Annotated in this window: 32 protein-coding genes and 1 pseudogene; 25 read left to right on the forward strand and 8 right to left on the reverse strand. The window is 41.9% G+C overall.

Annotated features, from left to right (window positions below; genetic code table 11):
• The first annotated feature begins 14 nt into the window (after positions 1-14).
• The 10 genes and pseudogenes from AC3CKG_RS07675 (at position 15) to AC3CKG_RS07720 (ending at position 7,032) form a co-directional block, all read left to right on the forward strand.
• Positions 15-836 (forward strand): NAD-dependent epimerase/dehydratase family protein, encoded by an 822-nt coding sequence (locus AC3CKG_RS07675; protein WP_289884706.1) that lies wholly within the window; start codon positions 15-17, stop codon positions 834-836.
• Between the two features lie 142 nt (positions 837-978).
• Positions 979-1,428, forward strand: coding sequence for a DUF3291 domain-containing protein (locus tag AC3CKG_RS07680; protein ID WP_488529156.1), 450 nt, complete (start codon positions 979-981; stop codon positions 1,426-1,428).
• Between the two features lie 80 nt (positions 1,429-1,508).
• Positions 1,509-1,988, forward strand: coding sequence for a P-loop nucleotide/nucleoside kinase family protein (locus tag AC3CKG_RS07685; protein ID WP_102543714.1), 480 nt, complete (start codon positions 1,509-1,511; stop codon positions 1,986-1,988).
• Positions 1,989-2,134: 146 nt separating this feature from the next.
• A pseudogene (locus AC3CKG_RS07690) lies at positions 2,135-2,565 on the forward strand (DUF2000 domain-containing protein).
• A gap of 306 nt (positions 2,566-2,871) precedes the next feature.
• Positions 2,872-3,306, forward strand: a complete 435-nt coding sequence (locus AC3CKG_RS07695; protein ID WP_289884710.1) for a GNAT family N-acetyltransferase — start codon at positions 2,872-2,874, stop codon at positions 3,304-3,306.
• A gap of 17 nt (positions 3,307-3,323) precedes the next feature.
• Positions 3,324-3,659, forward strand: coding sequence for a 5-carboxymethyl-2-hydroxymuconate Delta-isomerase (locus AC3CKG_RS07700; RefSeq protein ID WP_488529157.1), 336 nt, complete (start codon positions 3,324-3,326; stop codon positions 3,657-3,659).
• A gap of 228 nt (positions 3,660-3,887) precedes the next feature.
• Entirely contained in the window at positions 3,888-4,379 is a 492-nt protein-coding gene (locus tag AC3CKG_RS07705) for an RDD family protein (protein WP_488529158.1), read from the forward strand.
• Between the two features lie 193 nt (positions 4,380-4,572).
• A complete protein-coding gene (locus AC3CKG_RS07710; protein ID WP_488529159.1) occupies positions 4,573-5,451 on the forward strand; it encodes a PhzF family phenazine biosynthesis protein in 879 nt (292 codons plus the stop codon).
• A 484-nt stretch (positions 5,452-5,935) separates the two neighbouring features.
• Positions 5,936-6,388: a DUF302 domain-containing protein gene (locus AC3CKG_RS07715; RefSeq protein WP_488529160.1), complete on the forward strand. Its 453-nt coding sequence runs from the start codon at positions 5,936-5,938 to the stop codon at positions 6,386-6,388.
• A 197-nt stretch (positions 6,389-6,585) separates the two neighbouring features.
• Positions 6,586-7,032, forward strand: coding sequence for a GNAT family N-acetyltransferase (locus AC3CKG_RS07720; protein ID WP_488529161.1), 447 nt, complete (start codon positions 6,586-6,588; stop codon positions 7,030-7,032).
• Between the two features lie 157 nt (positions 7,033-7,189).
• Here the strand turns inward: AC3CKG_RS07720 and AC3CKG_RS07725 are convergent, their stop codons facing one another.
• Together AC3CKG_RS07725 and AC3CKG_RS07730 are read right to left on the reverse strand one after the other, a co-directional pair.
• On the reverse strand, positions 7,190-8,221 hold the full coding sequence (locus AC3CKG_RS07725) for a methionine synthase (RefSeq protein ID WP_488529162.1): 1,032 nt from the start codon (positions 8,219-8,221) through the stop codon (positions 7,190-7,192).
• A 27-nt stretch (positions 8,222-8,248) separates the two neighbouring features.
• Positions 8,249-9,226, reverse strand: coding sequence for a DUF1852 domain-containing protein (locus AC3CKG_RS07730; protein ID WP_488529163.1), 978 nt, complete (start codon positions 9,224-9,226; stop codon positions 8,249-8,251).
• Positions 9,227-9,518: 292 nt separating this feature from the next.
• Between AC3CKG_RS07730 and AC3CKG_RS07735 the strand changes: the two genes are divergently transcribed.
• Together AC3CKG_RS07735 and AC3CKG_RS07740 are read left to right on the forward strand one after the other, a co-directional pair.
• Complete coding sequence (locus AC3CKG_RS07735; RefSeq protein ID WP_488529164.1) at positions 9,519-10,328, forward strand: sulfite exporter TauE/SafE family protein; 810 nt, start codon at positions 9,519-9,521, stop codon at positions 10,326-10,328.
• Between the two features lie 214 nt (positions 10,329-10,542).
• The gene (locus tag AC3CKG_RS07740) at positions 10,543-11,049 is read left to right on the forward strand and encodes a DUF6653 family protein (RefSeq protein ID WP_102352891.1); all 507 of its coding nucleotides are present in this window, start codon (positions 10,543-10,545) and stop codon (positions 11,047-11,049) included.
• 82 nt (positions 11,050-11,131) lie between these two features.
• On the opposite strand, the gene AC3CKG_RS07745 is transcribed toward AC3CKG_RS07740, so the two are convergent.
• The gene (locus AC3CKG_RS07745) at positions 11,132-11,575 is read right to left on the reverse strand and encodes a hypothetical protein (RefSeq protein WP_488529165.1); all 444 of its coding nucleotides are present in this window, start codon (positions 11,573-11,575) and stop codon (positions 11,132-11,134) included.
• 89 nt (positions 11,576-11,664) lie between these two features.
• On the opposite strand from AC3CKG_RS07745, the gene AC3CKG_RS07750 reads away from it, so the two are divergent.
• The 7 genes from AC3CKG_RS07750 (at position 11,665) to AC3CKG_RS07780 (ending at position 15,779) form a co-directional block, all read left to right on the forward strand.
• The gene (locus AC3CKG_RS07750; RefSeq protein ID WP_065103485.1) at positions 11,665-12,105 is read left to right on the forward strand and encodes a MarR family winged helix-turn-helix transcriptional regulator; all 441 of its coding nucleotides are present in this window, start codon (positions 11,665-11,667) and stop codon (positions 12,103-12,105) included.
• Positions 12,106-12,276: 171 nt separating this feature from the next.
• Positions 12,277-12,687, forward strand: a complete 411-nt coding sequence (locus AC3CKG_RS07755; RefSeq protein ID WP_102339691.1) for a GNAT family N-acetyltransferase — start codon at positions 12,277-12,279, stop codon at positions 12,685-12,687.
• 44 nt (positions 12,688-12,731) lie between these two features.
• Positions 12,732-13,148 (forward strand): VOC family protein, encoded by a 417-nt coding sequence (locus AC3CKG_RS07760; RefSeq protein ID WP_488529166.1) that lies wholly within the window; start codon positions 12,732-12,734, stop codon positions 13,146-13,148.
• Positions 13,149-13,314: 166 nt separating this feature from the next.
• Positions 13,315-13,896 carry an HD domain-containing protein gene (locus tag AC3CKG_RS07765; RefSeq protein WP_102280769.1) on the forward strand — a complete coding sequence of 194 codons (582 nt, stop codon included), beginning with the start codon at positions 13,315-13,317 and terminating at the stop codon, positions 13,894-13,896.
• A 132-nt stretch (positions 13,897-14,028) separates the two neighbouring features.
• On the forward strand, positions 14,029-14,499 hold the full coding sequence (locus AC3CKG_RS07770) for a GNAT family N-acetyltransferase (RefSeq protein WP_102578523.1): 471 nt from the start codon (positions 14,029-14,031) through the stop codon (positions 14,497-14,499).
• A gap of 304 nt (positions 14,500-14,803) precedes the next feature.
• Positions 14,804-15,367 (forward strand): DUF922 domain-containing protein, encoded by a 564-nt coding sequence (locus AC3CKG_RS07775; protein ID WP_241907952.1) that lies wholly within the window; start codon positions 14,804-14,806, stop codon positions 15,365-15,367.
• Between the two features lie 187 nt (positions 15,368-15,554).
• On the forward strand, positions 15,555-15,779 hold the full coding sequence (locus AC3CKG_RS07780; RefSeq protein WP_020477302.1) for a hypothetical protein: 225 nt from the start codon (positions 15,555-15,557) through the stop codon (positions 15,777-15,779).
• A 181-nt stretch (positions 15,780-15,960) separates the two neighbouring features.
• On the opposite strand, the gene AC3CKG_RS07785 is transcribed toward AC3CKG_RS07780, so the two are convergent.
• The gene (locus AC3CKG_RS07785) at positions 15,961-16,293 is read right to left on the reverse strand and encodes a PBPRA1643 family SWIM/SEC-C metal-binding motif protein (RefSeq protein ID WP_488529167.1); all 333 of its coding nucleotides are present in this window, start codon (positions 16,291-16,293) and stop codon (positions 15,961-15,963) included.
• A 193-nt stretch (positions 16,294-16,486) separates the two neighbouring features.
• On the opposite strand from AC3CKG_RS07785, the gene AC3CKG_RS07790 reads away from it, so the two are divergent.
• The 3 genes from AC3CKG_RS07790 to catB all read left to right on the forward strand — a co-directional run bounded on the left by AC3CKG_RS07790 (position 16,487) and on the right by catB (position 18,373).
• Complete coding sequence (locus AC3CKG_RS07790) at positions 16,487-16,870, forward strand: nuclear transport factor 2 family protein (protein ID WP_488529168.1); 384 nt, start codon at positions 16,487-16,489, stop codon at positions 16,868-16,870.
• 51 nt (positions 16,871-16,921) lie between these two features.
• Positions 16,922-17,653 (forward strand): glucose 1-dehydrogenase, encoded by a 732-nt coding sequence (locus AC3CKG_RS07795; protein ID WP_372250914.1) that lies wholly within the window; start codon positions 16,922-16,924, stop codon positions 17,651-17,653.
• Between the two features lie 93 nt (positions 17,654-17,746).
• Positions 17,747-18,373: a type B chloramphenicol O-acetyltransferase gene (gene catB, locus AC3CKG_RS07800; RefSeq protein WP_372250915.1), complete on the forward strand. Its 627-nt coding sequence runs from the start codon at positions 17,747-17,749 to the stop codon at positions 18,371-18,373.
• Positions 18,374-18,442: 69 nt separating this feature from the next.
• On the opposite strand, the gene AC3CKG_RS07805 is transcribed toward catB, so the two are convergent.
• Complete coding sequence (locus tag AC3CKG_RS07805) at positions 18,443-19,621, reverse strand: BamA/TamA family outer membrane protein (protein ID WP_488529169.1); 1,179 nt, start codon at positions 19,619-19,621, stop codon at positions 18,443-18,445.
• A 118-nt stretch (positions 19,622-19,739) separates the two neighbouring features.
• Positions 19,740-20,105: a c-type cytochrome gene (locus AC3CKG_RS07810; RefSeq protein WP_372250918.1), complete on the reverse strand. Its 366-nt coding sequence runs from the start codon at positions 20,103-20,105 to the stop codon at positions 19,740-19,742.
• A 232-nt stretch (positions 20,106-20,337) separates the two neighbouring features.
• Between AC3CKG_RS07810 and AC3CKG_RS07815 the strand changes: the two genes are divergently transcribed.
• The 3 genes from AC3CKG_RS07815 to AC3CKG_RS07825 all read left to right on the forward strand — a co-directional run bounded on the left by AC3CKG_RS07815 (position 20,338) and on the right by AC3CKG_RS07825 (position 21,348).
• The gene (locus AC3CKG_RS07815) at positions 20,338-20,589 is read left to right on the forward strand and encodes a Rho-binding antiterminator (RefSeq protein WP_372250920.1); all 252 of its coding nucleotides are present in this window, start codon (positions 20,338-20,340) and stop codon (positions 20,587-20,589) included.
• Positions 20,590-20,597: 8 nt separating this feature from the next.
• On the forward strand, positions 20,598-20,831 hold the full coding sequence (locus AC3CKG_RS07820) for a hypothetical protein (protein WP_004733848.1): 234 nt from the start codon (positions 20,598-20,600) through the stop codon (positions 20,829-20,831).
• Positions 20,832-20,898: 67 nt separating this feature from the next.
• Complete coding sequence (locus tag AC3CKG_RS07825; RefSeq protein WP_061024721.1) at positions 20,899-21,348, forward strand: GyrI-like domain-containing protein; 450 nt, start codon at positions 20,899-20,901, stop codon at positions 21,346-21,348.
• A 129-nt stretch (positions 21,349-21,477) separates the two neighbouring features.
• Here AC3CKG_RS07825 and gltS read toward each other — a convergent pair whose 3' ends face one another.
• Both gltS and AC3CKG_RS07835 read right to left on the reverse strand, forming a co-directional pair.
• On the reverse strand, positions 21,478-22,701 hold the full coding sequence (gltS, locus tag AC3CKG_RS07830; RefSeq protein ID WP_488529170.1) for a sodium/glutamate symporter: 1,224 nt from the start codon (positions 22,699-22,701) through the stop codon (positions 21,478-21,480).
• A 76-nt stretch (positions 22,702-22,777) separates the two neighbouring features.
• Entirely contained in the window at positions 22,778-24,151 is a 1,374-nt protein-coding gene (locus tag AC3CKG_RS07835) for a patatin-like phospholipase family protein (protein ID WP_488529171.1), read from the reverse strand.
• Positions 24,152-24,307: the final 156 nt, after the last annotated feature.

The following is a 24,307-nucleotide window of genomic DNA, read 5'->3' on the forward strand; positions in this document are numbered from 1 at the left end:
AGTTCAGGAAAAGAATGAGAGTATTGATATCAGGAGCCAATGGATACATTGGTCGCCACGTAACAAAGTTGTTTGTAGAAAATGGCCTTGAAGTTTTTACCTACGACAGGAATAAAAGCGTTATACCCCAATCAGGAAACTTCAAAGAGGTACGCTCCGATTTCGAAGGTTACTTCGATGTCATTATAAATTGCGCGCGTCCGCACTGGTCTGAATTTTCGCCTGATGAAATCGCAGACATAGAGCACGAGTTACTGACACAACTCGATAGATTTGCAGCTAAAAATGCGACCAAGATACATACATCCGGTGTTTGGCTCTTTGGTCATGCATCCCATGACGATCTAAAAGAATTTAACTTTAAACCTCTAGAAGCCGTTAAGTTAGACGTAGAAACAATAAATTACGTCATCCGAATGGAGTGGAATATCGTTTATTGTCCTAGCTTGGTATACGGCGGTGATAACTGTCAGCTTAAACGAATTATCGACTCCTACTTCAACCGAACCGTTCAAGTCCCTGTACCGTCTTTAGGTTACAACCAATACATCCATGTCTATGACGTTGCCAGATTCTATTTAACGTTGGCGCGAGATCGATCCTTAGAAACGCAGCATTTTATTGCAGAAACTAAGGGTTACAGCCCTGCGGCGTTGGCACAGATTCTACTGGATTCAAAAGTCGTACTAAAGATTAATGAATGTACCTGGGCGGAGTTTGAGGATGTAAATGGTTCTGCATCTCTAGACATCGAAAAGCTGAATCTCAAACTTCCAATTAGCCCATTGTTTAAACCCACCGAGTTTGTTCGTGAATATATTGAAAAGTACATGTAACGAAAGTAATGAAATAACTTCAGGATAGCTTTCATGTTACGGTGTAAAGATTAGAAACGAGGCTTTGGTTAGCTATTGACGTTGGTTATTGCTCATCGAAGTCTTCTCCATTTTTATCATAATCATTCAAGGAAGAAGCATTGTGAAATTAGCTCAGTTAAATATTGCTCTGGCGAAGTACGCTTTAGATGCGCCGGAAATCAAAGATTTTGTTGATAATTTGGATCTGGTTAATGGCATAGCCGAAAGCAGTGAAGGGTTTGTCTGGCGTCTCAAAGATGAATCTGGTGATGCGACCAATATCAAAGCGTTTGATGATCCGAATATGATCGTCAATATGTCTGTGTGGGATTCAGTAGATTCGTTAAAGAATTTCATGTTTAGAACTCACCATCGCGATTTCATGCGAAGAAAAAACGAATGGTTTCATCGTTTAGCTGAGGGCACTTATGTTCTTTGGTGGGTCGAAGATGATTATATCCCAAGCCTTGATGAAGCTATCGAGCGACTAGATCACCTCAGAGAAATGGGTGACACACCTTATGCATTCACGTTTAAAACCAATTTTACTAAATTAGAAGCGCAAGAATAGCTTTGTATAACAGTGTTTTGCGGGTTCCTTTGGTATTGTCAGTTTTACATCTTAAAGGCGTTGTTTGTTAACGAGGAACTATGACTAAAATCTATTTCGTTTGTGGCTTTATTGGGTCGGGTAAAACTACGTACTCTAAACGACTTGCAGAAGAGCATAACGCCTTTCGCTTCTCCATAGATGAATGGATGATTCCTCTCTATGGCGAGCATATGGATCGTGAAACCTTTGACCACCGTTTAGCGACTCTACAGGGGTTATTCAAAGACTCGGCAACACAACTTTTCTCTCTTGATGTGCCTGTTATTTTTGACTTCGGTTTTTGGCGCAAAGCTGATCGAAATGCTTTTACTGAATGGGCATCAAATGCAGGTGTTAAAAGTGAAGTACATTACTTGGACATCCCTTTTGGAACTTGTAAAGAGAGGGCATTTCATCGTAATTCAGAGTTGAACGGAAAGTCGTATGAAATGACGCCAGAAATGTTGGAGTTGTTCTGGTCTTGGTTTGAGGTTCCAACTTCTGATGAAAATGTAGTTTGGGTTCAAAGTGACTCTTAGCGGGGGTAATGACAAAGCACATTAGATTGAAGTGTATTTCTCTATAGGAAGATTAAACCTGCGATGAGCAAGGGCACTTGCATTGTTCACCTCTCAGTAATACGTTAGATGACGAATGTTATTTATAATTGAATAAAGGAGATGTTGTGAGCACTTTGCCAGATGAAACTCAGAAACGATTCATTGCTGTCTTAAGTAAAAAGATGGATTTCAGAGAACGCTGAATGTACTAGGTCATTTGAGTGTTGGCTTATCTGATCAATTGAAAGAGGGTGAAACCTGTTACGTTGATTATCAAGATATGGAGGATGGCGTTCACCCTAACTTGTCTCACTATCCTTTCATTGTTCTCAAAGCCGACAATTCGAATAAGCTTCGAAAAGTGCGTGAAGAGGCCATTAGCCGTGGGATCAAATTTACCGATTTCACGAGTACGATGATCGAAGGTGGCTCTGTCGAGCAACAACAAAGAACTAAGCAAACCAAAGAAGCAGACTTAGAATACTTAGGTGTATGCTTGTTTGGTGACACGGAAACTCTACGCGAATTTACAAAGAAGTTTAGCCTCTACAAGTAAGTCTTAGCTCACAGATTGTAACTGTATGGATATACATGTGTTTATGTGGGTGTATTATTCCGCTGATTTTTCAGCATAGAATATAAAAATGACCAAGTATTTAGAGTCTGGAATCAAAGAGCTAGTCGAAGATTTTCAGTTGAATGGTAAACCTTGTCCTCCTCAACAATGATGGCTATCAATGCCTAATGGTGTTGGATAATTATCCTGTAGATTCATCTCTGTCATTTCTTACTAAGTCAATAATCGAGAACTAACTGACTTTCGACTTATTCAATTGAAACTTACAGAAGCAAGGAGAGCAATGTGGTCAAGGTTCGAGAAATGGTAACTGCAGATTATGATTCAGTCATCGCGTTATGGTGTAAAACTGAAGGCATGAGCATTCGTGATGCGGATTCAAAAGAAAGCATTGCGAGTTACCTAGAGCGTAACCCTGGTTTGAGCTTTGTCGCTGAGTCCGACAAAGAAGTTGTTGGTGCTGTCTTAGTGGGTACTGATGGTCGGCGAGGTTATTTACAACATTTGGCTGTCTCTACTGAATGCAGAGGACAGAGGCTAGGTTGTAAACTTGTATCCGAAGCGGTTAACTCTCTTGCTACGTTAGGTATTCCCAAGACGCACTTATTCGTATACAACGATAATATCAACGCTCAGCAATTCTATGAGAAATTGGGTTGGTTTCCTCGTGACGAAGTTCGTATGTACTCGTTTAATAGCTCAAGTAACAGTAACGTCTAATTTCTAAGGAGTAAGTTTTGCCTCATTGTATTATTGAACACTCTTCGTCTATTAAGTCAGATGAGTTAAACAACAAAGTCTTTCTAGGTGCGTTAAATTCGGGTTTGTTTGAGGCTGACGGCCGAGATATCAAGGTGAGAAGCATCGCCTATCAGAACTACCAAACCGGTACGAAGAAAGCTGATTTCATCCACGTCACACTACGTATATTGTCTGGCCGCAGCGATGAGAATAAGGCTACCTTGTCAAACACTGTGATGATGCAATTAGAGTCTTTGTCTCTGGTTGATGCCTCGATTACGATTGAGGTCGTCGATATGGATCGAAATAGCTACAGCAAGGTTGTGGTCTAACTCTCTCCGTATTTACTTCTTTTCCCAAGCTTATAACTAGATTCATAACACTCGGTGTTTTACCGTGTGATATGTTTTCTTGATTGATGCCATTTTGAACGATTTTCTATTGTCGTGATTTATAAATTGGTACGGCAATCACAAACATTAAGTGTCTTGTTGAGTATCAATTGAGAAGTCGATTGCATTAAGTATCATGTATTTACGTTAATTATATAAGTAAATAGCATGAAAGATGATGTCCCCTCGACAATAAGTGATTTGTACGAATATTCAGGCTTTTGGCCTCGAGTTGGTGCGAGTTTAATTGATACGGTCATAATCGGTGCCATCACATACCCTATATTGATTTCAGTTTACGGCTGGGTATATTTTGATAACGAAGCATTAGTAAAAGGCTTAACAGATCTTGTGTTTGGTTGGATCTTTCCAGTCGTCGCTATTTTGGTTTGTTGGCTTTATCGACAAGCAACACCTGGCAAAATGGCGATATCCGCAAAAATTGTAGACGCCACCACTGGCGATAAACCCTCTCTTCAACAATATATAGTGAGATACCTTGGATATATCCTAGCGACTATCCCATTTGGGCTTGGGATATTTTGGGTTGCTTGGGATAAGCGTAAACAGGGGTGGCATGACAAATTAGCCAACACTGTGGTTATCTGTAAAAAAGACCGAAAAACACCTCAAAAAATCAGCTTTTCTTCTAAGAGTTAGCATCTATAGTGAGTCCAACTCGTTGCTCACTATTCATGAATTCGTGTTAATCAGCTCTGTAGAATTACACGTTGGTTGATTGACAGTTGTACAGAAAAAGCACATCGAGCAACATCAAAATGTGACAAGATTGTTTGGAGTGGGAGTGAGCATTTATCCCCGTTTACTATGATGTTGCATGGAGGTACTGAAGTTGAAGAACGTTGAAGCTTTTTTGGTGAATTCCTTTACTAAGAACGGTAAGGGAGGGAATCCTGCGGGCGTGGTTTTGCAGGCAGATTCTTTGTCTAACGACGAAAAGTTAGCGATAGCACAAGCGGTTGGCTTTTCTGAAACAGCGTTTGTTTCTCAAGATGATGAAGTCGACTTTGAATTGTCTTTTTTCACCACAACGAGTGAGGTCGATTTCTGCGGACACGCAACATTAGCAGCGTTTTCAATAATGCACCGTGAAGGGCTTATCACTCCAGGGCAATACGCGCAAAGGACTAAAGCTGGCATATTGGCTGTCACTGTTGAGTCGAATGGGCAGATAGTCATGGAGCAAGCATTACCTGAATATCGAGATGTGTTTAGCTATGAAACGATATCTGAATTGATTGGAATCGCTCCCCAAATATTAAGCGCTACTCAGTTACCAATCGAGGTTATTTCAACTGGGTTGCCAGATATTATTGTTCCCGTCCCCAATGGCTATCTCGACAAACTTCAAGTCGATGAAGATTCTCTGAGTGAGTTCTGTAAGTCACATGATGTCATTGGCCTGCATGCTTTTGAACTGTGTGATAAACCCACCGAATTAACTGCAAGTTGTAGAAACTTCGCGCCTTTATTTGGGATCCCTGAGGAATCAGCAACAGGGAGCGCCAGTGGTGCGTTGGCTTGCTATTTAGCTAAGCACTTAAATGGCATTTATGGACACAGGTTTACTTTCGAACAAGGTAGGGCAATGGGTTGTGTTTCCCAAATTACGGCAGCCGTTGAATTAGACGATGTTGGCGATAGTGAGATTATCAAGGTTAGGGTCGGAGGCTTCGCGCACCCAATTGGGGTTCAGAATATTGCCATATAGGAACACTGAAAACTCATGCGCGACGCCTTATTAACAGGGTGTTGGTCTCAAGGTTTTTTATAAATAAGCAGGTCTTAGACCGATAAGGATGTTCATGAACTTGGTCATTATTTTGATCACTATCTTATTTAGCCGGCATGTTATGAGTCAGCTAGGGTATAGCTACAATATCTTTTCTGATCCGTTCGATTTAAAGCTCTTTCTCATTGATATCGGGTTGTTTATTCTTGTTTATTGGGTATTACACTTTTCATACACTCGGACAAAACTCATTGTCCAAAATTCAATGAAGAAATACAGATAATGTGTCGCACACTACAATCATAAGTACCAACCAGTTGAAAGGTTAGGCTTTCTGATGACGCATATTACAAAGGTCTGCGTAGACTAAGCACCTAAAAAGGCGTTATAAGAGTGATGTTTCGCCCTGTAATTCGGCGTTAGGCAACTGTGTTTTGAATGAATTAACTCGTAGAGGTATAGAATGAAAAGAATAATATCACTAGGCATTATCGCACTTTCCGCTTCCTTTTCTGTCGCGGCTTCTGATGGTCTAGTTAAGTATGAAAGTAATTACTCGGTACAAGAAACAGCTGATCGCTTCGAAGATATAGCGAAAAGCAAAGGGCTTACTTTGTTTGCAAGAGTTGACCATCAAAAAAATGCGGCCAGTGTGAACCTAGAACTACGACCAACCGAAGTTATCATTTTTGGTAACCCAAAAGTTGGAACGCCTTTAATGCAGTGCGCTCAAGATGTGGCTATCGATTTACCGCAGAAGGTCATGGTGAGTGAAGACGATAATAAGAAAGTTTGGCTCACTTATAATAATCCTACGTACCTGATGGAGCGTCATCAGATCCAAGGTTGTGATGAAGTCATTAAAAAGATCTCAGGTGTGTTGAGTAAGCTGTCAGAGGCTACAGTAGCCAAGTAAGCATCAATAATTTTATCACCAACAGCCTATGCGTGGCTTGCTACGCGAGGTTAGGCTGTCAGTAACATGCCTCAATTCGATTAAGCTTCACTCTAGTTCGTAACCAGTTATCCAAAGGGATGTTTTCTCATGTGAATTAGCGTAGTGAGTATCACTTTTGATAGAATTCGGTTTGCTTTTCGCTCTTGGTGAGAAATATGGAATTAAATGAAGTTGCAAGTCACGAGATCCCGATGGATCTATTGCTTGAAGCTGACCCGTCAAAAGAGAGCATTTCATCGTATCTGCCAAGTTCGTGGTGCTTCAGCGCGTCAGAGAATGGAAAAACCTTGGGTGCGTGTGTTGTTAAACCTCAAAAGCATACTGTAGCTGAAGTCTATAATGTCTCGGTCTATCCCGAAAATCAGGGGCGTGGCATTGGGTCCGAATTACTTAGGTTTGTTTTGTCCGTTTTACCGACCAAAGGGATAGAAAGAGTCGAACTTGGTACCGGTACTTTTGGTTATCAACTAACTTACTATCAACGCCTTGGCTTTCGAGTTGATTCAGTGGCTAAAGATTACTTTCTTCTCAATTATCCAGAGCCCATCTTTGAAAACGGCATTCAACATAAAGACATGCTGAGGCTATACATACAGCTTTAACAAGCTGTGAGCTTGAGTGAAATAGTCAGCGATTCAATGCTTATGATTAACTAACGGTATCAACAGTTAAGCACAAAAAAGCACACCGATTTCTGCGGTGCGCTTTTTGTTAAACAGGTTGATGCTTCAAATCTCGATAAAGCTTCCGATGAGTGTTCTATCTATCGGCGATTTCTTTTCGGATGATCTCTGCACCTGCATGTAATGCATTAAGCTTGGCCGTTGCGATAGAGCGCGGCAGGGGAGCCATTCCGCAGTTAGTGCATGGATACAGGTTTTCGGCATCTACAAACTCTAGAGCTTTTCGTAAAGTATCTGCAACTTCCTCTGGTGTTTCGATATCGTTGGTTGCTACGTCAATAGCGCCAACCATGACTTTTTTGCCGCGAACTAGTTCCAATAGCTCAATAGGCACACGAGAGTTGTGACATTCTAACGAGATAATATCGATATTAGATTTTTGCAGTTTCGGAAATACTTCTTCGTATTGTCTCCACTCAGTTCCTAACGTCTTTTTCCAATCTGTATTGGCCTTGATGCCGTAGCCATAACATATATGAACCGCAGTTTCGCATTTAAGGCCTTCAATGGCTCTTTCTAAACACGCGATTCCCCAATCGTTCACTTCATCAAAGAACACGTTAAATGAAGGCTCATCAAATTGGATTATATCAACGCCAGCCGCTTCTAAGTCTTTCGCTTCTTGGTTGAGAATTTTGGCAAACTCCCAAGCCAATTGTTCGCGACTCTCATAATGATCATCGTAAAGTGTGTCGATCATGGTCATAGGACCAGGCAATGCCCATTTAATCGGCTGATCAGTTTGTTGACGTAAGAACTCAGCATCTTCGACAAAAACAGGCTTTTGGCGAGAAACAGGGCCTACAACCGTAGGGACGCTTGCGTCATAGCGATTACGAATCTTAACGGTCTTACGCTTCTCAAAATCAACGCCGTTAAGGTGCTCAATAAACGTTGTGACGAAGTGTTGGCGTGTTTGTTCGCCGTCACTAACAATATTGATTCCGGCTTGTTGCTGTTCTTGCAACGAGATACGCAACGCATCGTGTTTACCAGCAATCAGTTCTTCACCTTCCAATTTCCAAGGTGACCAAAGTGTTTCAGGTTGAGCTAACCAAGAGGGCTTAGGTAAGCTGCCTGCTGTTGAAGTAGGTAATAGTGTTTTCATAATAAGCGCCGCTATATTCTGGGTTAATTACAATGCGTAGTTCGCAGACCAATTCTCAAGCGTCGCTTGGTGCGGCTTAATGAAGTGTTCTTCAGCGAATTTACCCTGTTCAATAGCTAACTGGCTGCGCTCTTCTCGGTCATAAACAATTTGAGTCAACGAATGATCTAAGCTCTTCAGATTTGGCTGGTAGCATTTACCGGCAATTGCGTTCGCATTATAAATCTCTGGGCGGTAAATCTTCTGAAAAGTTCCCATTGTGCTGATGGTGCTGATCAATTCAAAATTGGTGTAATCATTAAGTAAGTCGCCAAAGAAATAGAAAGCTAACGGTGCTGCGCTATTTGGCGGCATAAAGTAGCGAACTTGTAATCCCATCTTCTTGAAATATTGCTCAGTGAGAGAAGACTCGTTTGGCTGATATTCAACGCCTAAAACTGGGTGTTGATTTTCAGTTCTATGATAGGTTTTATTGTCTGAAACACTCAGGCATATCACTGGCTGTTTATTAAAGTTCTGCTTATAAATATCCGAATTAACAAAGTATTTAAAGAGCTTTCCGTGTAGGTCACCAAAATTATCTGGGATACTAAATTTCGGTTGGCCTTTATTATGATCCAGTAGTAATACACTAAAATCATAATCGCGAACGTAAGAGGAAAAGTTGTTTCCAACAATGCCTTCAATACGTTTGTTGGTGGTGTGGTCAACGATATTCGTTTTCAAAATTTCGATTGAAGGAAAGGCTTGGTCACTGCCTTCAATGTCCATATCAACCGAAATGATTTCAAGTTCAACAGAGTAGCGATCACTGTTTGGGTTGTCCCAATGCGCTAATGCGTTGAAACTGTTATCAATCATCTTTAATGCATTACGCAGATTCTCTTGGCGGCTATCGCCTCTCGCTAAGTTAGCAAAATTGGTTGTGATACGAGTACTGTCTGAAGGACGATAATTTTCATCGAGACAAATGCTTTTAATTGTAAAGTTAAAGTCTTTATTCATAGTGTTGGTATCCCAATATTTTGATTTCTTAGTCAGCGATTTGCACAGGTTTTGGTTTGAGGCCGTGAGCTGATTTAAGAATTAAATTCAATAATGTTTTTGCTATGGGATTATTTATACGTGCTTCAGTGGATGGTTAATAATGGTTTTCTTTCACATTCAACATGAGGATTATTCATGATGTATTCGTTTGAAAAATAAAGCGACCGTCAGTTATATTAACTGGCTGAATACGAGCGTAACTGAATTTATGTCGTAAATTAGCCCCTGAATATATAAGGAAATAAGCGGAATGAGTGAATGGCTGTTGTTGATTTTATACTGTGCGATACTTGGCAGTGGTGTAGGCTTTTTGGCTGGGTTGTTAGGGATTGGCGGGGGGCTTATTATTGTCCCGGTACTCAGTAGTATTTTATTGCACTTCGGATCTTTACCAACAGAACAGGTAGTGATCGTTGCAATTGCGACGTCATTAGCATCGATATTATTCACATCAACATCGTCTGCAATCGCCCATCATAAAAATGGTAACGTGCCATGGAATCTTGCACCATGGATAATGACGGGTGTTGCACTTGGCGCATTGGTTAGTGGTTTTATGGCGGCACTATTGCCAGAACAAGTGGTGCGCTTGATCTTTACCGTGAGTGTTGTGCTTATCGCAATTAAGATGTTCCTAAGCAGTAAAAGCGAGGCTTCTAAAGATCGTAAGCTACCCAATAAAGCATTGTTAACCTTTTTTACGACGATCACTGGCGGGTTGTCAGCCATGATCGGTATTGGTGGTGGCGCGTTATTAGTGCCTTTACTGACGTTCTTCTCACTCGATATGAAAAAGGCCATAGGTTGTGCGTCTGCCTGCGGTATTGTCATCGCGTTGTTTGGCTCGATAGGCTACATCAGTTCAGGTACAGCTCACTTTGCTTTAGAGGATGGTTTTGCTGGGTTTGTCTATTTACTTGCATTATTAGGAATTGTTTGTACTTCGTGGTTCACAGCACCCTTAGGGGCAAAAGCGACCAATTACTTACCCGTTCCAACGATCAAAAAAATCTTCGCTGTATTACTGTTAGTCATGGCTGCGAATATGATTATTCGTTAAAAATAAATGTTCATTAAGAATCAATGAACGAACGACTCCGAGAAGGTGTTAAGCCTATAGGGTGATGCAAGTTCACCCTGTGATATCACAAAATACGTTCTAATAGTTTTTAACGTTTAATTGGTCGTGTAATGTTTGAGTTCATATGCAGCGTTGCTTGTTGCTCGTGGCTAATTGTTCACGGCTGATACGTTAACAATTCAAGGGAAGTCATTTGGATATCATCAAACAATTAGAAAAGCTCATGTCGATGGATGAATCCACTTGGCATAAGCACTCTAATCCATGGAGTGTTTATACTCGATTTACTCTTCTCCCACTGATTTCTCTCGCTTTTTGGTCTAGAGATTGGATCGGAATCTATTCTGTACTGGCAATATTGGCCTCATTCCTTTGGGTATGGATTAATCCGAGGTTATTCCAAGCTCCTGACACAACAAACAACTGGGCTTCAATGGGTACGTTTGGCGAGCGTATCTATCTGAATCGTAACGTTGAGTCTATTCCTGCTCATCACGTGAAACCTATTTTGGTTCTTCAGTTTTTAACTGGGCTAGGCTTGCCCGTGTTTGTATATGGTTTATGGAGTTTAGACTTAACCTTAGTCGTCATTGGTAACCTTTGGATTGCTGTATTTAAGGCTTGGTTTGTCGATAGAATGGTCTGGCTGTATTTGGATATGAAAGACACCCAACCTGAATATGCAAATTGGTTAAAGTGATGACTAGCGAATCGGGTAGGTTCCTTATGAGGTGAAAGGCCCATGAGTACTTTCACCTAAAGAATGTTATCTAGAGGAATACTTAAGATTTCGTCTTTTTAGGACGGAATTTTCGACCATCCATAATGTTCAAAGACATCAGTGTTAGGTTAGTGGCACCCGCGATAAGTTCTAACGCTTGAACGCCATAAAATACTACATCCATCTCTCCAGAACTCGCCCATTGATTCAAAAAGTAGGCTGCTGGGATCAAAATAAAGATTCCGTTAAACGCAATGATTGGCATCCGTTTACTCTTACGTTCAACAATTTTTCCTTTTCGGTGCTTAGCCATTGCAGCACCTGTTATGCCCGTAACTGCAATCGCAGGTACCAGAATAAATAAACCCGGAAATACGATCAGCGACTTAACCAGCTGTATCGACTCTGTGGTTCCAGTCAGTTCCACAATCAAGGTTGAAGAAAAGAATGTTGCAACACATAACGTAGCAACTATTGCAGCAAGTCGGTGGATTATTGGTTTCATATTGTTCTCTTCCATTTGTTATTTTGGTAACATGTTGTCAATATCGTTGAGTTTAAATTAATGACAGCATGTTGTCAAAGTGAGGCGTTGTGGATACGAATGGAGAAGTCTTTACTAAGATTGCTTTAGAGATCTTTAAGGTAAGTGGTTTGTTGAACAATGAAGGCGATAAAATAACAGAAGAGTTTGGACTGAGTAGTGCACGATGGAAGGTGATGGGAGCGATTGAAAAATCAACTGACTTAGTCACAGTGTCACAAATTAGTCGTATCATGGGCCAAAGTAGGCAAGCCACTCAGCGTGTTGTTGACGTCATGGTTAAAGACGAGCTGGTGGCATGGTTAGATAATCCAAATCATAAGAAAGCGAAACTCGTGGAACTCACGGACAAGGGTAAGCAAACCTATAATCTACTCGATAAGAAACAAGTTGTGTGGGCAAATCAAGGCGCCGAAGGAATCGACAGAGATGAGCTAGATAAGGCTTTAATCACTTTAAATAAAATGGCCAAATTTCTTGAAAGAGAATAGCTTAGGGTTGTGTTGTTATCCTTTGACTCTATTGTAAATCATCGATTAAACAATGAGTTATAGGGGAGTGTTTATTTTTAGATATGCTAATTTTCGAATAATACGAAATAACTGTATATACATACAGTTCAAGGGTGTATGCTCCGTTTATATCAAAAGGAGTAGTATAGAATGACAATAGTATTTGAAGAAAAAGTTCCTAATCCAAATGAATTCTGCGATATGCGAGTACGAGCAAACCTATCGCCAAAATCTATTGAAGCTGCCACCATTGCGTTACCAAATAGCCTCTATGGTGTCTCGATAAGAGACGAAGGTGTTCTAATTGGTATGGGGCGTGTCGTCGGTGATGGTGCATGTAATTTTGAGGTTGTCGATGTTGCTATTGATCCTAGTTATCAAGGACAAGGGTTAGGGCGAAAAGTGATGGGATATATCGACGACTATTTGTCTTCAGTTGCACTCGAAGGATCGTATGTTTCAATGATCGCTGATGAACCTGAATTCTATGAGAAATTAGGTTATAAACTTGTGTCTCCGTCTTGCCAAGGAATGACAAAAAAGTTCAAACCTTGCGTATAATGAACGGATTCTAAAAACTATAAAGTTTAACAATAGGTAAGAACATGAAGCAAAATATTGTCCACATTGCATTGGTCGTTAAAGATTACGATGAAGCCATCGATTTCTATGTAAACAAGCTGAATTTTGAACTTATTGAAGACACCTATCAGGCAGAACAAGACAAACGTTGGGTTGTGGTTGCTCCGCCGAATTCTCATGGCGTTACCTTATTGCTTGCAAAGGCGTCTAAGCCAGAACAGCATGATTTTATTGGTAATCAAGCGGGTGGACGTGTATTCATTTTCTTGAATACCGATGATTTCTGGCGTGACTACGAGCACATGAAATCGATAGGGATTAACTTTGTCCGAGATCCACAAGAACAAGACTACGGTACTGTTGCTGTATTCGAAGATTTATATGGAAACCTTTGGGATTTACTTCAGTTAAACCCTGACCATCCGATGGTAAAGAGATAAGCACAACAAGTCGGTTATAAGTCAATTTATAGGGCGTTCTTTACATACGCCCTATAAATAAGGCCACAAGCCACTAGATAAATACTTCTAGAAATACGTACAATCTGACGCTTAAGCCATGGCACTTAAACCCATCTAACTAACAATCGATTTAGGAGAATGCTTCATGGAAGAAATCAACAATGTCCTTCAGTTTATGGTTGAAATTGAAAAACTAAAATCAGTTCACCGTCAAACGAAACCAGTAGGGTTGGATCGCTACGAAAATTCAGCGGAGCATAGTTGGCATGTGTGCTTAAGTGCCTTGATGTTGAAAGACTACGCGAACGAGACGATTGATATTACGCGTGTTGTTAAAATGCTATTGATTCATGACCTAGGTGAGATCGATGCCGGAGACACGATTATTTACGCCAGTGAAACGGAAGAAAATAAGTTAAAAGAACGTCATTGTGTTGAGCGCTTATTCCAATCGTTACCTCATGATCTACGCGATGAGTATTTACAGTTGTGGTTAGAGTTTGAAGAAGGCAAGTCTCCAGAGTCGATGTTCGCAAAAGCGATTGATAGAGTGCCTCCCTTATTACATAACATCCACGGTGGTGGTCATAGCTGGAAGAAGCACAATATCTCTAAAGATAAAGTCCTCACTTTCAATGGTGAACGCATATCCAAGGGCAGTAATAAGTTGTGGGATGCACTTGAAGTTCAGTTAGAAAGTGCCGCAGAGAAAGGTTTTCTGAAATAGTGCATGAACCACAGTATTAATCCGGCTTCTCTTAGACAATAAGTCAAAATATTAGGTAATCGGCCATGGCGACTTAATTACGGAACTTACGTAATGACTAAGCGCAACGTAACCAGACAGTTTGGAGTATTTATGATAACCGTTGAACGACTCAAACCGTTGGATGTTGAGAGAGTGAAAAACATTCAATTGGCTGATGAACAGATCAAGTTCGCAGGAACCGCAGAGGCGTTTTTATTGAGTGGCAGTGACACGATTCACTTACACGTAATCAAATACAACAACGATGTTGTTGGCTTTTTTAAGTTAGATACTGCGTATGCTGCTGGGTACGATTTTTGTTCTGAACGTGGCTTAGGATTAAGAGCATTCGCTGTCGACAAAAATCAGCAGGGCAAAGGCATAGGGACGGGTAGTGTAAAGGTGCTATTTCCTTATTTAAAATCTAACTATGCTGAATACGATTCAATTTACCTGACCGTTAATTGCAAGAACCCAGGGGCAGTCAGTTGTTACAAAAAGGGTGGATTCGTGGATACCAATGAAAAGTACTTAGGTGGTGAAGCCGGTCCGCAGCACATAATGAAAGGACAAATTAGATAAGCGTTGTTCGTAAGTGATGCTCGAATGAAAAAGTCGTTTGTGAAAACTCAATACCGACCTATTTTTAATACTGGGAACGAACTAAGTAATGACTTGGCGTTAATCGACACGTGAGGTAGTCCTGATATTGGTCGTTCCTTATATGCGGTGATTGAGCGATTGCTGATGATCACTCTAGTCTTGCTTTTAGAACTATTGAGGGACTATGAATAGTCGGATATCAAAGGCTTTGGGAACGAACGCATCAATTGTGTTTGGTCACTTTATAATGTTTAGCTACCTAATTTTGTTAAGCCATATAGCAATGAGCGAAACGTTGCCCTTAGGATATTCTCTTAGTGTTGAGTACCAACCTTATAGCGTGAACGGAGGTACCGTTGCTGAAATTAATCGCTCCTTTCATGAGAATAAGCCTCAACACTTAAAGGATAGAGGTTTCGATGGTCTTACTAATTGGCAATATCAAACCTCTCATAACAGTGAAACCTGCGAGCTATCTAAACTGGACGTTAACATCACGTATACCTTGCCCCAGATCCAACGTTCGGAAGCTAACCGAGACGTGGTGGACGAATTCAAATCTTATATGGGAAAACTGTATCGTCATGAAGAAATGCACTGTGCGATAGCCGCGAAACTATTTCAAGAAGTGTATTTGGCGTACAAGCAGGGAGAGAGCGGAGATTGCAAACATCAACTCACTGTCGTCGACGATTTATATGCCAGCTTGCAACAACAGAGTGATGAGTTCGATTCTTATACCAATCATGGTGAAACTGAATTACTCGCTTCTCCCTTTGGAGAGGAAGCCTATTACGCTCATTGCCGCATCACGTTATCGAAGTATCTAACAAACATGAAAGAGTGAGTGCAACGTAAAGCTATGTGAGCTGAAAAAATTTGTTCACCAACAAAAGTAGGTTTATGAGCGGCTTCTTTTATTAGTTTCGGTTGTTTGATTGACGGATAATTCTATAAAACGATTTAGATTAAATTCAACTTGTGGCATATTTGCATTGGTTAAGTTTCTGTTATCGATAAGGTTTATAGATATTATGTATGGAAGTGAGCAGACGAGAGCGTTTTGTTGTAACTGCAAAGTGCTGACACTGCATAAATACACTATGTTCAGCAACCAAGTGCAAAAAGCACCTCAAAAAGAAAAGAAACCGGGTTTGATCCAACAGATTTTGTCGTCACTAGTCTCCAATAACACAACGGGTGATTATAAGTGTACAAAGTGTGGTACGTACTTACGTACACCAGACAATCTTGACTAAGGCAGGCGATCAGTAAGGTATCTGAAAGGTCGGTTATCAAAAAGCCAAAACATTATTAAAGTGAACGCCTTGCTTAAGAAATAGCTCGAGATACAAAAAAACGGGCAGATCGTAGTGACCTGCCCGTTTTTATCTCGATTGTCTCAATCGTATGCGGTTACTGATTGAGAGTTAGAAGTGCTTATGCGCAGCACTTCTTGTATTTCTTACCGCTACCGCAAGAGCATGGATCGTTACGGTTAGGCGTTTTTTCAAACGTCATTGTTTTTGGCTTGTTTAGTAACGTGTCGAACTCAAGCGTGTTTTCTTCTTTTTCTGCATCAACAAATACCGCAACAAAGATTGAATGCTCAGCTGCGATTGCTTCAACTTCTGTTTTACGAGCTTCAGTTTGAACCATTACGTTAACTGGTGACTCTTCAGTACCCGCTTTAACATCGCGGTTTACATTGTAGCCAGCAAGAACGTGGTTCTGTCTTGTTTCGATACGGCCTTTAAAAAATAGTTTCGACATTGGGTACTCATTAAAAATGTGAATGGCGCTATTTTTAATGGAGATAGCGCAATGGAGCGGGGATTATACGCATATATTCCAATTGATAAAGCAGTGATGTGAGCAAAGGCTATTTGGTTTTTACTAAACAATGATTGAGTAGTCAGGAACTTGTTTGGTTTTTGGCTTAAACGTAATGATTTAGGGATGAGAGATGACACCGAAAGAAGTGGTATTAGGTTTTTGGGATGCAATGCGCACCAACGATTTTGCAAAGGCAAGTGAATGGCTAGCCGAAGATTTTCAAGGTTACTGGCCTCAGTCGTCTGAACTAACGGTAGGGCGAGATAATTTCACGGCAATTAACTCTGAATACCCAGCTAACGGTGTTTGGGAGTTTACGCTCAATTCGATTGTCTGTGAGGGTGATACAGTAGTCACGGATGTGTCAGTGACTGACAGTGTATTGAAAGATCGGGTGGTCACCTTTCACACGGTGGTTGATGGCTTAATTCAAAAGCAAACTGAGTTTTGGCCAGACCCATTCGAAGCGCCGGCTTGGCGATCGCAGTGGGTTCAGGTTGTATCGAACAATTAGTTTGTAACGAAAACCCAGGTTATAACAAACAAGTGGCACTAGGAGGTTTCATTGAGCAAGGTAGTGATTGTAACTGGCGGAAGCCGAGGCATTGGCGCGGCGACATCTAAATTGTTGGCCAGTAAAGGCTATGCCGTATGCGTTAACTTCATACACAATGAATCGCGAGCTGAAGATTTAGTGAACGAGATTCGTGAGCAGGGCGGAACTGCTATCAGTGTTAGGGCAGATGTGTCTGTTGAATCGGACGTGAAATCCTTATTTGAGATTGCTCGTAATAAGCTAGGTCCAGTGACTCACTTGGTCAATAATGCCGGGATCTTGTTTACTCAGTCACCATTAGTTGATATTGAATTGGATCGCTTTGAAAAGGTCATGAAATCCAACGTATCAAGCTGCTTTCTGTGCAGTAAAGCCTTTATCAAGCAAGCTGATGGCGCGGGTTCGATTGTGAATGTATCGTCTGCCGCTTCTCGTACAGGAGCACCATTTGAGTACGTGGATTATGCCGCATCGAAAGGTGCGATGGATTCACTCACTAAAGGCTTATCGCTTGAACTTGCTTCACGCAATATCCGAGTGAATGGCGTAAGGCCTGGGTGCATTTACACTGAGATGCACGCAGACGGCGGAGAACCTGATCGCGTAGACAGACTAGCTGCGCAGCTACCATTACAACGAGGTGGCACACCAGAAGAGGTAGCTAACTCTATTGCATGGTTATTATCAGACGAAGCTTCTTATGTAACCGGTTCGTTTATTGATATTGCTGGCGGGCGGTAGGGCACGTTGGCCTTTACACTCAGATAAACCAGTTAAAACCATAAACACGTAACAAAAGTACCTAACTAAAAGAACGAAACTAAGAGTACAAACATGAAAAACTATTTTGAGAGCCCGTTTGTCGGAAAATCACTCAAAGAACAAGTGACCAACCCAAACATCATCGTGGGCGAGCACAGCTACTACTCGGGTTACTACCATAACCACAGCTTTGATGACTGTGCGCGTTACCTATTACCGGATAGAACCGACATCGATAAGCTGATTATCGGTAGCTATTGTTCGATTGGTTCTGGCGCTGTGTTTATGATGGCGGGCAACCAAGGCCACCAAAATCAGTGGGTGAGTACCTTCCCGTTCTTCTATCAAGACGACGAGAATTTTGAAGGTGCGATAGACGGCTTCGAACGCTCTGGTGATACCGTGATTGGTAACGATGTGTGGATTGGCACAGAAGCCATGATCATGAGTGGTGTTAAGGTTGGTGACGGAGCAATCATTGCAAGTCGAGCAGTTGTGACTAAAGACGTTGCGCCATACTCGATTGTTGGTTCAAACCCTGCGCGTCACATCCGTTATCGTTTCAATGAAACTGAAATCGCTCAGTTGCTAGAAATGAAATGGTGGGAGTGGAGCGAAGAACAGATCAAAGGCGCAATGTCGTTAATGTGTTCTTCTGATATCGATGGCCTTTATCAGTACTGGAAAGCACTCAAGTAATTATTGTTACCGGAGCGCTTTGTCTCATCGTTATCGCTTTGGTTTATTGGGTAAGCACAGCGTAATGAATTAGATACCAGCACCGACTTGGAAGTAGAGGGCGGTATCTTCTTCACTGAACGCAATATCAATCCCTGAAATCAAACCATAGCGTCTTGCGATAAGGTATCGGAAACCGACGCCATAAGCAGCGTGAGAACTTTGATCAAACATGTCTTTATCGCTGTCACCCGCATAGCCAATTCCCGTAAACACCGCGGTTGACCAACGTGGTGTCCATTGTTTGCTTACTTGAACTTCTGCCGCGACGGTGTGTTCACCTTGATAGCGATTGCGGGCGATGCCTCTGAGTTCAATGTCTGGGTAATATTGAGGGGAAAGCACACGTTCATTGGTCGACAATGATTTGTATTGTCCTCGCAATGCTAAGTTCCACTCCTTGTTTAACTCCCAATAATTCAGCCCTTCCAAATTAAACGTTTGGTAGGTGTAGTCACTGCCAATCGCATCACCAAACCAAAGATATTCCGCGACATAGTTGTAGCCTTGCGTCGGATTCAAGAAGCTGTTCTTGCTGTCGTACTCGGCGATTAGACCCAAACCGGAAGAGGTCGGTGACGTGTTGCCAATGTTGTTTAAGATTTCTTGCGCTTTAGGATGATTATTAAGTGAGAGTGTTGGTGCGAAGAACTGTTGAGAAAACCCCAGTAACCATTGCGAGTCGGGTATTCTAAATTGGAGCTTCTGTATCCCGCCCATGCCCTTGAGTCCTAGCTCAACACCTTCGTTTGGATCGAGTGGAGACAAGGCGTTCGGAGTACTTTGTCTATAAAAGGTCATGTTGATATCGCCATAACCTAATCCACCAAGGTAGCGTATTGAGTCTTCATTCCAACTGCGCTTGTGGCCAACAAACGCCATCCAAGTGCCATTCTCTGTCGCAAAGCCGCCAATCGCAGTGATTGCAGGGGTAAGAAGTTGCGCGCCACCGTCGATGGATTTTTCGGCGAGTTCTTTACGCGTGTTTTTTTGCTCTTCAGATTCGTGCATGAAGATACCGGTGAAGCCGCCACCGTATCCTACCGCAGGCTCTGTAATTAAAATTGGAACAGGAAGAAAACCGTAGGCATTTTCTGCGAGGTATTCTCCCATATCGAGTTGGCCATCAATTTCATCGATAAAGCTGACGGCGTGTGTCGCCGTAGAAACAAGTATCAGGCTACTTAGTGCTAAAGGTTTAAAGGTCATAACATTCCGTATTATTCACTATCCATTAAATTGAGTGTAATCAACCAAGTAGATAGCGCAATAGAGCGAGGAGTATTAACCGATATATCTGTTTAAAAGGCGAATGGAACAGCGTTTACTATTGGATAGTTTCTACGTACGTCAGAATATCCAGAGCATCTTGCTTGGTAATTGTACCTTTCCACGCTGGCATACCTTGTTCTACATCGCCCTCTAAAATGTCATCCGCCAAAGAGCTTGGGCTGGTAAAAAAGCCGCCTAGTTTATTAGCGATATTGGCGGGCTTGTGTGGCAATGAAGCGGCAGTGGGGCCATCACCGTGTCCTTTGTCCCCATGGCACACCTGACAAAGCTGCGTGTATTTGGCTTTACCATTGGCAAAGTGCCTCGCATCGATTTCAGTGGCCGCATTAACATTAAACGTCATCATTGAGGCGACTAACCCTAAGAAAGCCAACAAGTGTAAATAGTTCATGTGTTTCATTTTTTTATTCTCGATTATTATTTAATAATGAAAGAATAAGCAGGCGTGAGTAGAAGAAACGTGAATGGGTTAAGCTGGATTAAGCTAAGTTTAGAAGTAGGATTAGAAGCAAGTTTAGAAGCAAGTTTAGTTACGGACAAACATCAATGTGATTTGGGTAAATGATTGATTATATGCATATTGCATAGTATGGCGTGTCGCATTAGCGTGGTGGATGAATTGGAGGGGTATTATGATTAGTTGCAACGATTACGATTATATTGAGATTGTGTGTATGCACCGATACCCAATCAAATTAACGCTGAAGTCTGGCGAGCAGATAGAGTGTGTCGGATTAGATACTCAACGCAATGATAGCCGTGAAGAGTGCATTAAGGTCAGTATTCAAGGTGTAGAACAACTTGTCGTACTCACTGACCTTTCCACACTAGAAGTCTGTATCGACAATCCTCATTTTCAGCAGGTTTCATTCAAAACGTCATAGGCTTTCAAATGAATAACACCATAGAACAATGCTATTGCACCGCGTGCAGAGAAGACACACAACATGTTGTTGTGTTGGTCAGAAAGACGAGTGCGTTTGCAGACAAACCTAACCAAAAGCGAAGCGAGTTTTGGGCAGGCATGATAAAAGGTTGGTTCCTTGGCCCATTTATCGCGTCAATGGATGAGTTTTCTCGTCATCTTGTCTGTGAAAAGTGTGGCCATAAAGAGATACAAGATTAGTATTGTTATTTTACAAAACATTGGATTCAATACAGTTAGATCGTCAATTGGCTTAGGAATAAAACGAATGAAAGTAGAAACGATTGAAGCCGTAAAGGCGTATGGTTTTTCAGTAAGAACCACTAATACCGATGAGATTGACCCGGCCAAAGCCAAGATAGGGCAATTGTGGCAGGGCTTTTTTGACCAAGCGTTTCCAAAATTAACGCCGGATTCAAAAGTGTATGGTGTCTACACCAATTACGAGTCTGACTTTACGGGTGAATTTGACGTCATCGCTTGTACTAGCGCACTTACCGATAACAATTTAGATGCGCTTGTAGAAACCGAAATACAAGCAGGCAAATACTTAACGTTTTCTGCTGAAGGTGAACTCCCTCAAGCAGTGATCGACCTATGGGGTGAAGTTTGGGCGTATTTCAACGCTGCAGATTGCCCTCATGTTCGAACTTACGCGACAGATTTTGAATTCTACAAAGGCGAAACTGAAGTCGAGATTTCTATAGCGATTCAATAAGCTTTGGGTTGTCATTAGTGATAGCGCAAATTTAGTCATTAGTAAAAGAGTCGCTCTGTATTGAGCGGCTCTTTTTATTGGGGTACACCGCTTAAATAAATTGTGGCATACCGTCCTAACAAAGGTCAGCTACATCATTCTCATGAAGTAAGGAATAATCAGGGCGTTCGCTAAATCAATGAAGAACGCGCATACCAATGGCACGATGATGAAGGCTTGCGCTGAATGCCCATACTTCTGGCTTACTGCCGACATGTTTGCCATGGCTGTCGGTGTTGAACCTAATGAAATTCCTCCAAACCCCGCACATACAACGGCTGCATCATAGGTCTTACCCATTGAAGGGAACACGATGAAGATATTGATTATCACGGCCAGTAGCAGCTGCATTGCCAATATCGCGAAGATAGGAGCGGCCAAGTCTATGAGCGTCCAAAGTTGCATGCTCATTAGTGACATCGCCAAAAATGTACCCAGGGAGATTTCGGCAATTAAGTCGATAGCGGGCGAGCGTGTCGGCCATTTTGCGCCCGAAATTCTAGGGTAGGAGTCTGGCATTACGTTGGTGATCACGATACCCGCAAACAAACACGATACGAACAGTGGAAGCTGTAATCCTGTCTGACTGATCAGTTCATTAAGCAACGCGCCGACAATGACACAAATATGGATCGCTAACACGGCATCTAAAAATTGAAATGATGTGAGAGCTTGTTGTTGCTTTTTGGCATTTGAATCGATTGAGCCTGATTGCCCGTCGGCAGGTTTGAGGTTGTGACGCTTGATGAGAAACTTCGCAATAGGGCCTCCCATCAGACTGGCTAAAATCAGGCCGAATGTTGCACTGGCGATACCTATCTCCATCGCGCTTTCTAGGCCGAATTCTTCTGCAACCTTGGGTGCCCAAGCAATCGCGGTACCATGTCCGCCAATCAGCGAAATACTTCCGCTGAGTAGACCAAAGACAGGCTCTAGGCCAAACATTGATGCGACAGAAATACCGACGATGTTCTGCATGATCATGAAGAAGATAGTGATTGCTAGCAAAATAACCAAGGGCTTTCCGCCTTTGAACAGGTCTTTCAAACTTGAGTTAATACCAATCGTGGTAAAGAAGTAGACCAATAATACATCTCGAGCAAACAGATCAAACTGCACTTCAATTGAGGTCATCGCGTAAAGAGCCGCAAACAGGAGCGATGCTAAAATCCCGCCAGAGACAGGTTCAGGAATACTGAACTCTTTCAAAAAACCGATGACCTGATTGAGCCTCCGACCGATAAATAGAACCACGATCCCCATGGTCACTGCAAAGAATGACCCGAGATGTAAGATGTTATTTTCAAATTCCATAGTGATCCTTTTAAAGGTGAAATTATGACTAAATTTTGATGGCCAAATCGCGCTTTAATAAGCAACTAGATTAGCATTATTTGTTATATTCAAATGATAAGAAGTTTCGGAATTCCGGATCGGCAACAAGTTGTTTGTTACCTTCTTCAATCAATAGGTCGACGTTTTCTTTGTCTATCATAAAGTCCGTCGGAATTTGATTGAGCAAATATCGCTTGGCGCTGTTGTCTGATTTATTTAAGCTGATTTCAATGAAGTAAGGAGACACCTTACGACCTTGCTGAGAGGCCAACTCCGACCAAGACTGCAACTCGTCAACGATCAAATCTTTTGTTGTGTCGTTATAGCGATGCAGCTGGATATCGGTGATGACATCCACCGTTTGTTTCATGGAAGGCGTTTCAATTGACTCTCCAATGCCAGATTCTGGCGTCGTCGATGCATCAACCGAAATGATGACAATAGGGCGCGCGTGCTGGTTGTCGTACAAGTTTTTCAGTTCTTCGTTGTCGTTGTAACGCAAATATTCAGACATCTCATATACCGACAGTAAACCGAGGTTGTCAGTAATCCCGCCATCCACAAGGTGGAGATAACTCACATCATCCTTATTGCTATAGGACTCTAGCGATTTGATGAGATTTCTATTGCGATAACTCGTGGCTTCAAAGGAGGGCTGTAAATGCTCTGATTTGTCACAGTCATTTTTGTTTTCTAGTACCACAGGTGTGAAAACGAAAGGCACGGCAGAAGAAGCCGTCACCGAACTAGATACAGAATAGCTATTCAAGTCTGAACAAATGAGGTCAAAATACTCTTGTGTGAATGAAAAACGCGAACTCGTTGAAATGTCGGTCGCGTTAATAACAATGTAGGGTGCATCTTCTCGGTGCATGTCGGCAAATGTACTTTCACCGAAGATGTTGGCTTTGTAATAGTCGGTGGCTTTGTCTGTTCTGGTGGCGTACGAGAACCAATAAGTTGGAGATAAAAGGATGGAGAACAGATCTTTCGAGACTTCGTGATAAAGGAACGTTTCTTCGTAATCTTCGAATATCTGGTCACCATACAAACCATAATAGGCGGCGGTAAAGCTGCCACCGGATACCGAACTGATCATATCAACTTCTTCTAACAGATTGACCGTTTCACCATTTACTTGGATGTTGGTGTCGCGCAATGCTTGCAGCACACCATATGAGAGTGCCGCCGCACGTGTGCCGCCACCAGAAAAAGAGAGGATCAACGTGACTTTGCTATTGGGTTTAATGAAGCTTTTCGCCGTGTAGGCTTGATTCTGCTGCGCAGCAGATGGGCTTGTGTTTGTTGCTTTGTTTTTCGCGCTACAGCCTGAAAGGGCTAACGAGCAGGCCACTAACAGTGAAACTTTCGCGAACCCTTTAAAATCGGGACTAGGTGTATTGAACGTGTTTACTTGGTTTTTTGGCATAGCGCATTTCAAACTAACGTTGTGATTGAGTGAAAGGCGATTTTCGTTGATATCTAATATGCTATCAATAGCACCACTTGTGATTCAGTGTCACGATTTTCATAACAATAGAGAGCTGGTTATGCTTATTTAGAACTGTTTACAGTCATCTTCGGT

This window comes from Vibrio sp. QJM3NY_15 (assembly GCF_057785995.1).

Bases quoted from the DNA above. Each gene is read 5' to 3' on its own strand.
- AC3CKG_RS07675 (WP_289884706.1), top strand. From the start codon at position 15: ATGAGAGTATTGATATCAGGAGCCAATGGATACATTGGTCGCCACGTA.
- AC3CKG_RS07685 (WP_102543714.1), top strand. From the start codon at position 1,509: ATGACTAAAATCTATTTCGTTTGTGGCTTTATTGGGTCGGGTAAAACT.
- AC3CKG_RS07705 (WP_488529158.1), top strand. From the start codon at position 3,888: ATGAAAGATGATGTCCCCTCGACAATAAGTGATTTGTACGAATATTCA.
- AC3CKG_RS07715 (WP_488529160.1), top strand. From the start codon at position 5,936: ATGAAAAGAATAATATCACTAGGCATTATCGCACTTTCCGCTTCCTTT.
- AC3CKG_RS07720 (WP_488529161.1), top strand. From the start codon at position 6,586: ATGGAATTAAATGAAGTTGCAAGTCACGAGATCCCGATGGATCTATTG.
- AC3CKG_RS07725 (WP_488529162.1), bottom strand. From the start codon at position 8,221: ATGAAAACACTATTACCTACTTCAACAGCAGGCAGCTTACCTAAGCCC.
- AC3CKG_RS07730 (WP_488529163.1), bottom strand. From the start codon at position 9,226: ATGAATAAAGACTTTAACTTTACAATTAAAAGCATTTGTCTCGATGAA.
- AC3CKG_RS07735 (WP_488529164.1), top strand. From the start codon at position 9,519: ATGAGTGAATGGCTGTTGTTGATTTTATACTGTGCGATACTTGGCAGT.
- AC3CKG_RS07745 (WP_488529165.1), bottom strand. From the start codon at position 11,575: ATGAAACCAATAATCCACCGACTTGCTGCAATAGTTGCTACGTTATGT.
- AC3CKG_RS07755 (WP_102339691.1), top strand. From the start codon at position 12,277: ATGACAATAGTATTTGAAGAAAAAGTTCCTAATCCAAATGAATTCTGC.
- AC3CKG_RS07760 (WP_488529166.1), top strand. From the start codon at position 12,732: ATGAAGCAAAATATTGTCCACATTGCATTGGTCGTTAAAGATTACGAT.
- AC3CKG_RS07765 (WP_102280769.1), top strand. From the start codon at position 13,315: ATGGAAGAAATCAACAATGTCCTTCAGTTTATGGTTGAAATTGAAAAA.
- AC3CKG_RS07770 (WP_102578523.1), top strand. From the start codon at position 14,029: ATGATAACCGTTGAACGACTCAAACCGTTGGATGTTGAGAGAGTGAAA.
- AC3CKG_RS07775 (WP_241907952.1), top strand. From the start codon at position 14,804: ATGAGCGAAACGTTGCCCTTAGGATATTCTCTTAGTGTTGAGTACCAA.
- AC3CKG_RS07780 (WP_020477302.1), top strand. From the start codon at position 15,555: ATGTATGGAAGTGAGCAGACGAGAGCGTTTTGTTGTAACTGCAAAGTG.
- AC3CKG_RS07785 (WP_488529167.1), bottom strand. From the start codon at position 16,293: ATGTCGAAACTATTTTTTAAAGGCCGTATCGAAACAAGACAGAACCAC.
- AC3CKG_RS07790 (WP_488529168.1), top strand. From the start codon at position 16,487: ATGACACCGAAAGAAGTGGTATTAGGTTTTTGGGATGCAATGCGCACC.
- catB (WP_372250915.1), top strand. From the start codon at position 17,747: ATGAAAAACTATTTTGAGAGCCCGTTTGTCGGAAAATCACTCAAAGAA.
- AC3CKG_RS07805 (WP_488529169.1), bottom strand. From the start codon at position 19,621: ATGACCTTTAAACCTTTAGCACTAAGTAGCCTGATACTTGTTTCTACG.
- AC3CKG_RS07810 (WP_372250918.1), bottom strand. From the start codon at position 20,105: ATGAAACACATGAACTATTTACACTTGTTGGCTTTCTTAGGGTTAGTC.
- AC3CKG_RS07815 (WP_372250920.1), top strand. From the start codon at position 20,338: ATGATTAGTTGCAACGATTACGATTATATTGAGATTGTGTGTATGCAC.
- AC3CKG_RS07820 (WP_004733848.1), top strand. From the start codon at position 20,598: ATGAATAACACCATAGAACAATGCTATTGCACCGCGTGCAGAGAAGAC.
- AC3CKG_RS07825 (WP_061024721.1), top strand. From the start codon at position 20,899: ATGAAAGTAGAAACGATTGAAGCCGTAAAGGCGTATGGTTTTTCAGTA.
- gltS (WP_488529170.1), bottom strand. From the start codon at position 22,701: ATGGAATTTGAAAATAACATCTTACATCTCGGGTCATTCTTTGCAGTG.
- AC3CKG_RS07835 (WP_488529171.1), bottom strand. From the start codon at position 24,151: ATGCCAAAAAACCAAGTAAACACGTTCAATACACCTAGTCCCGATTTT.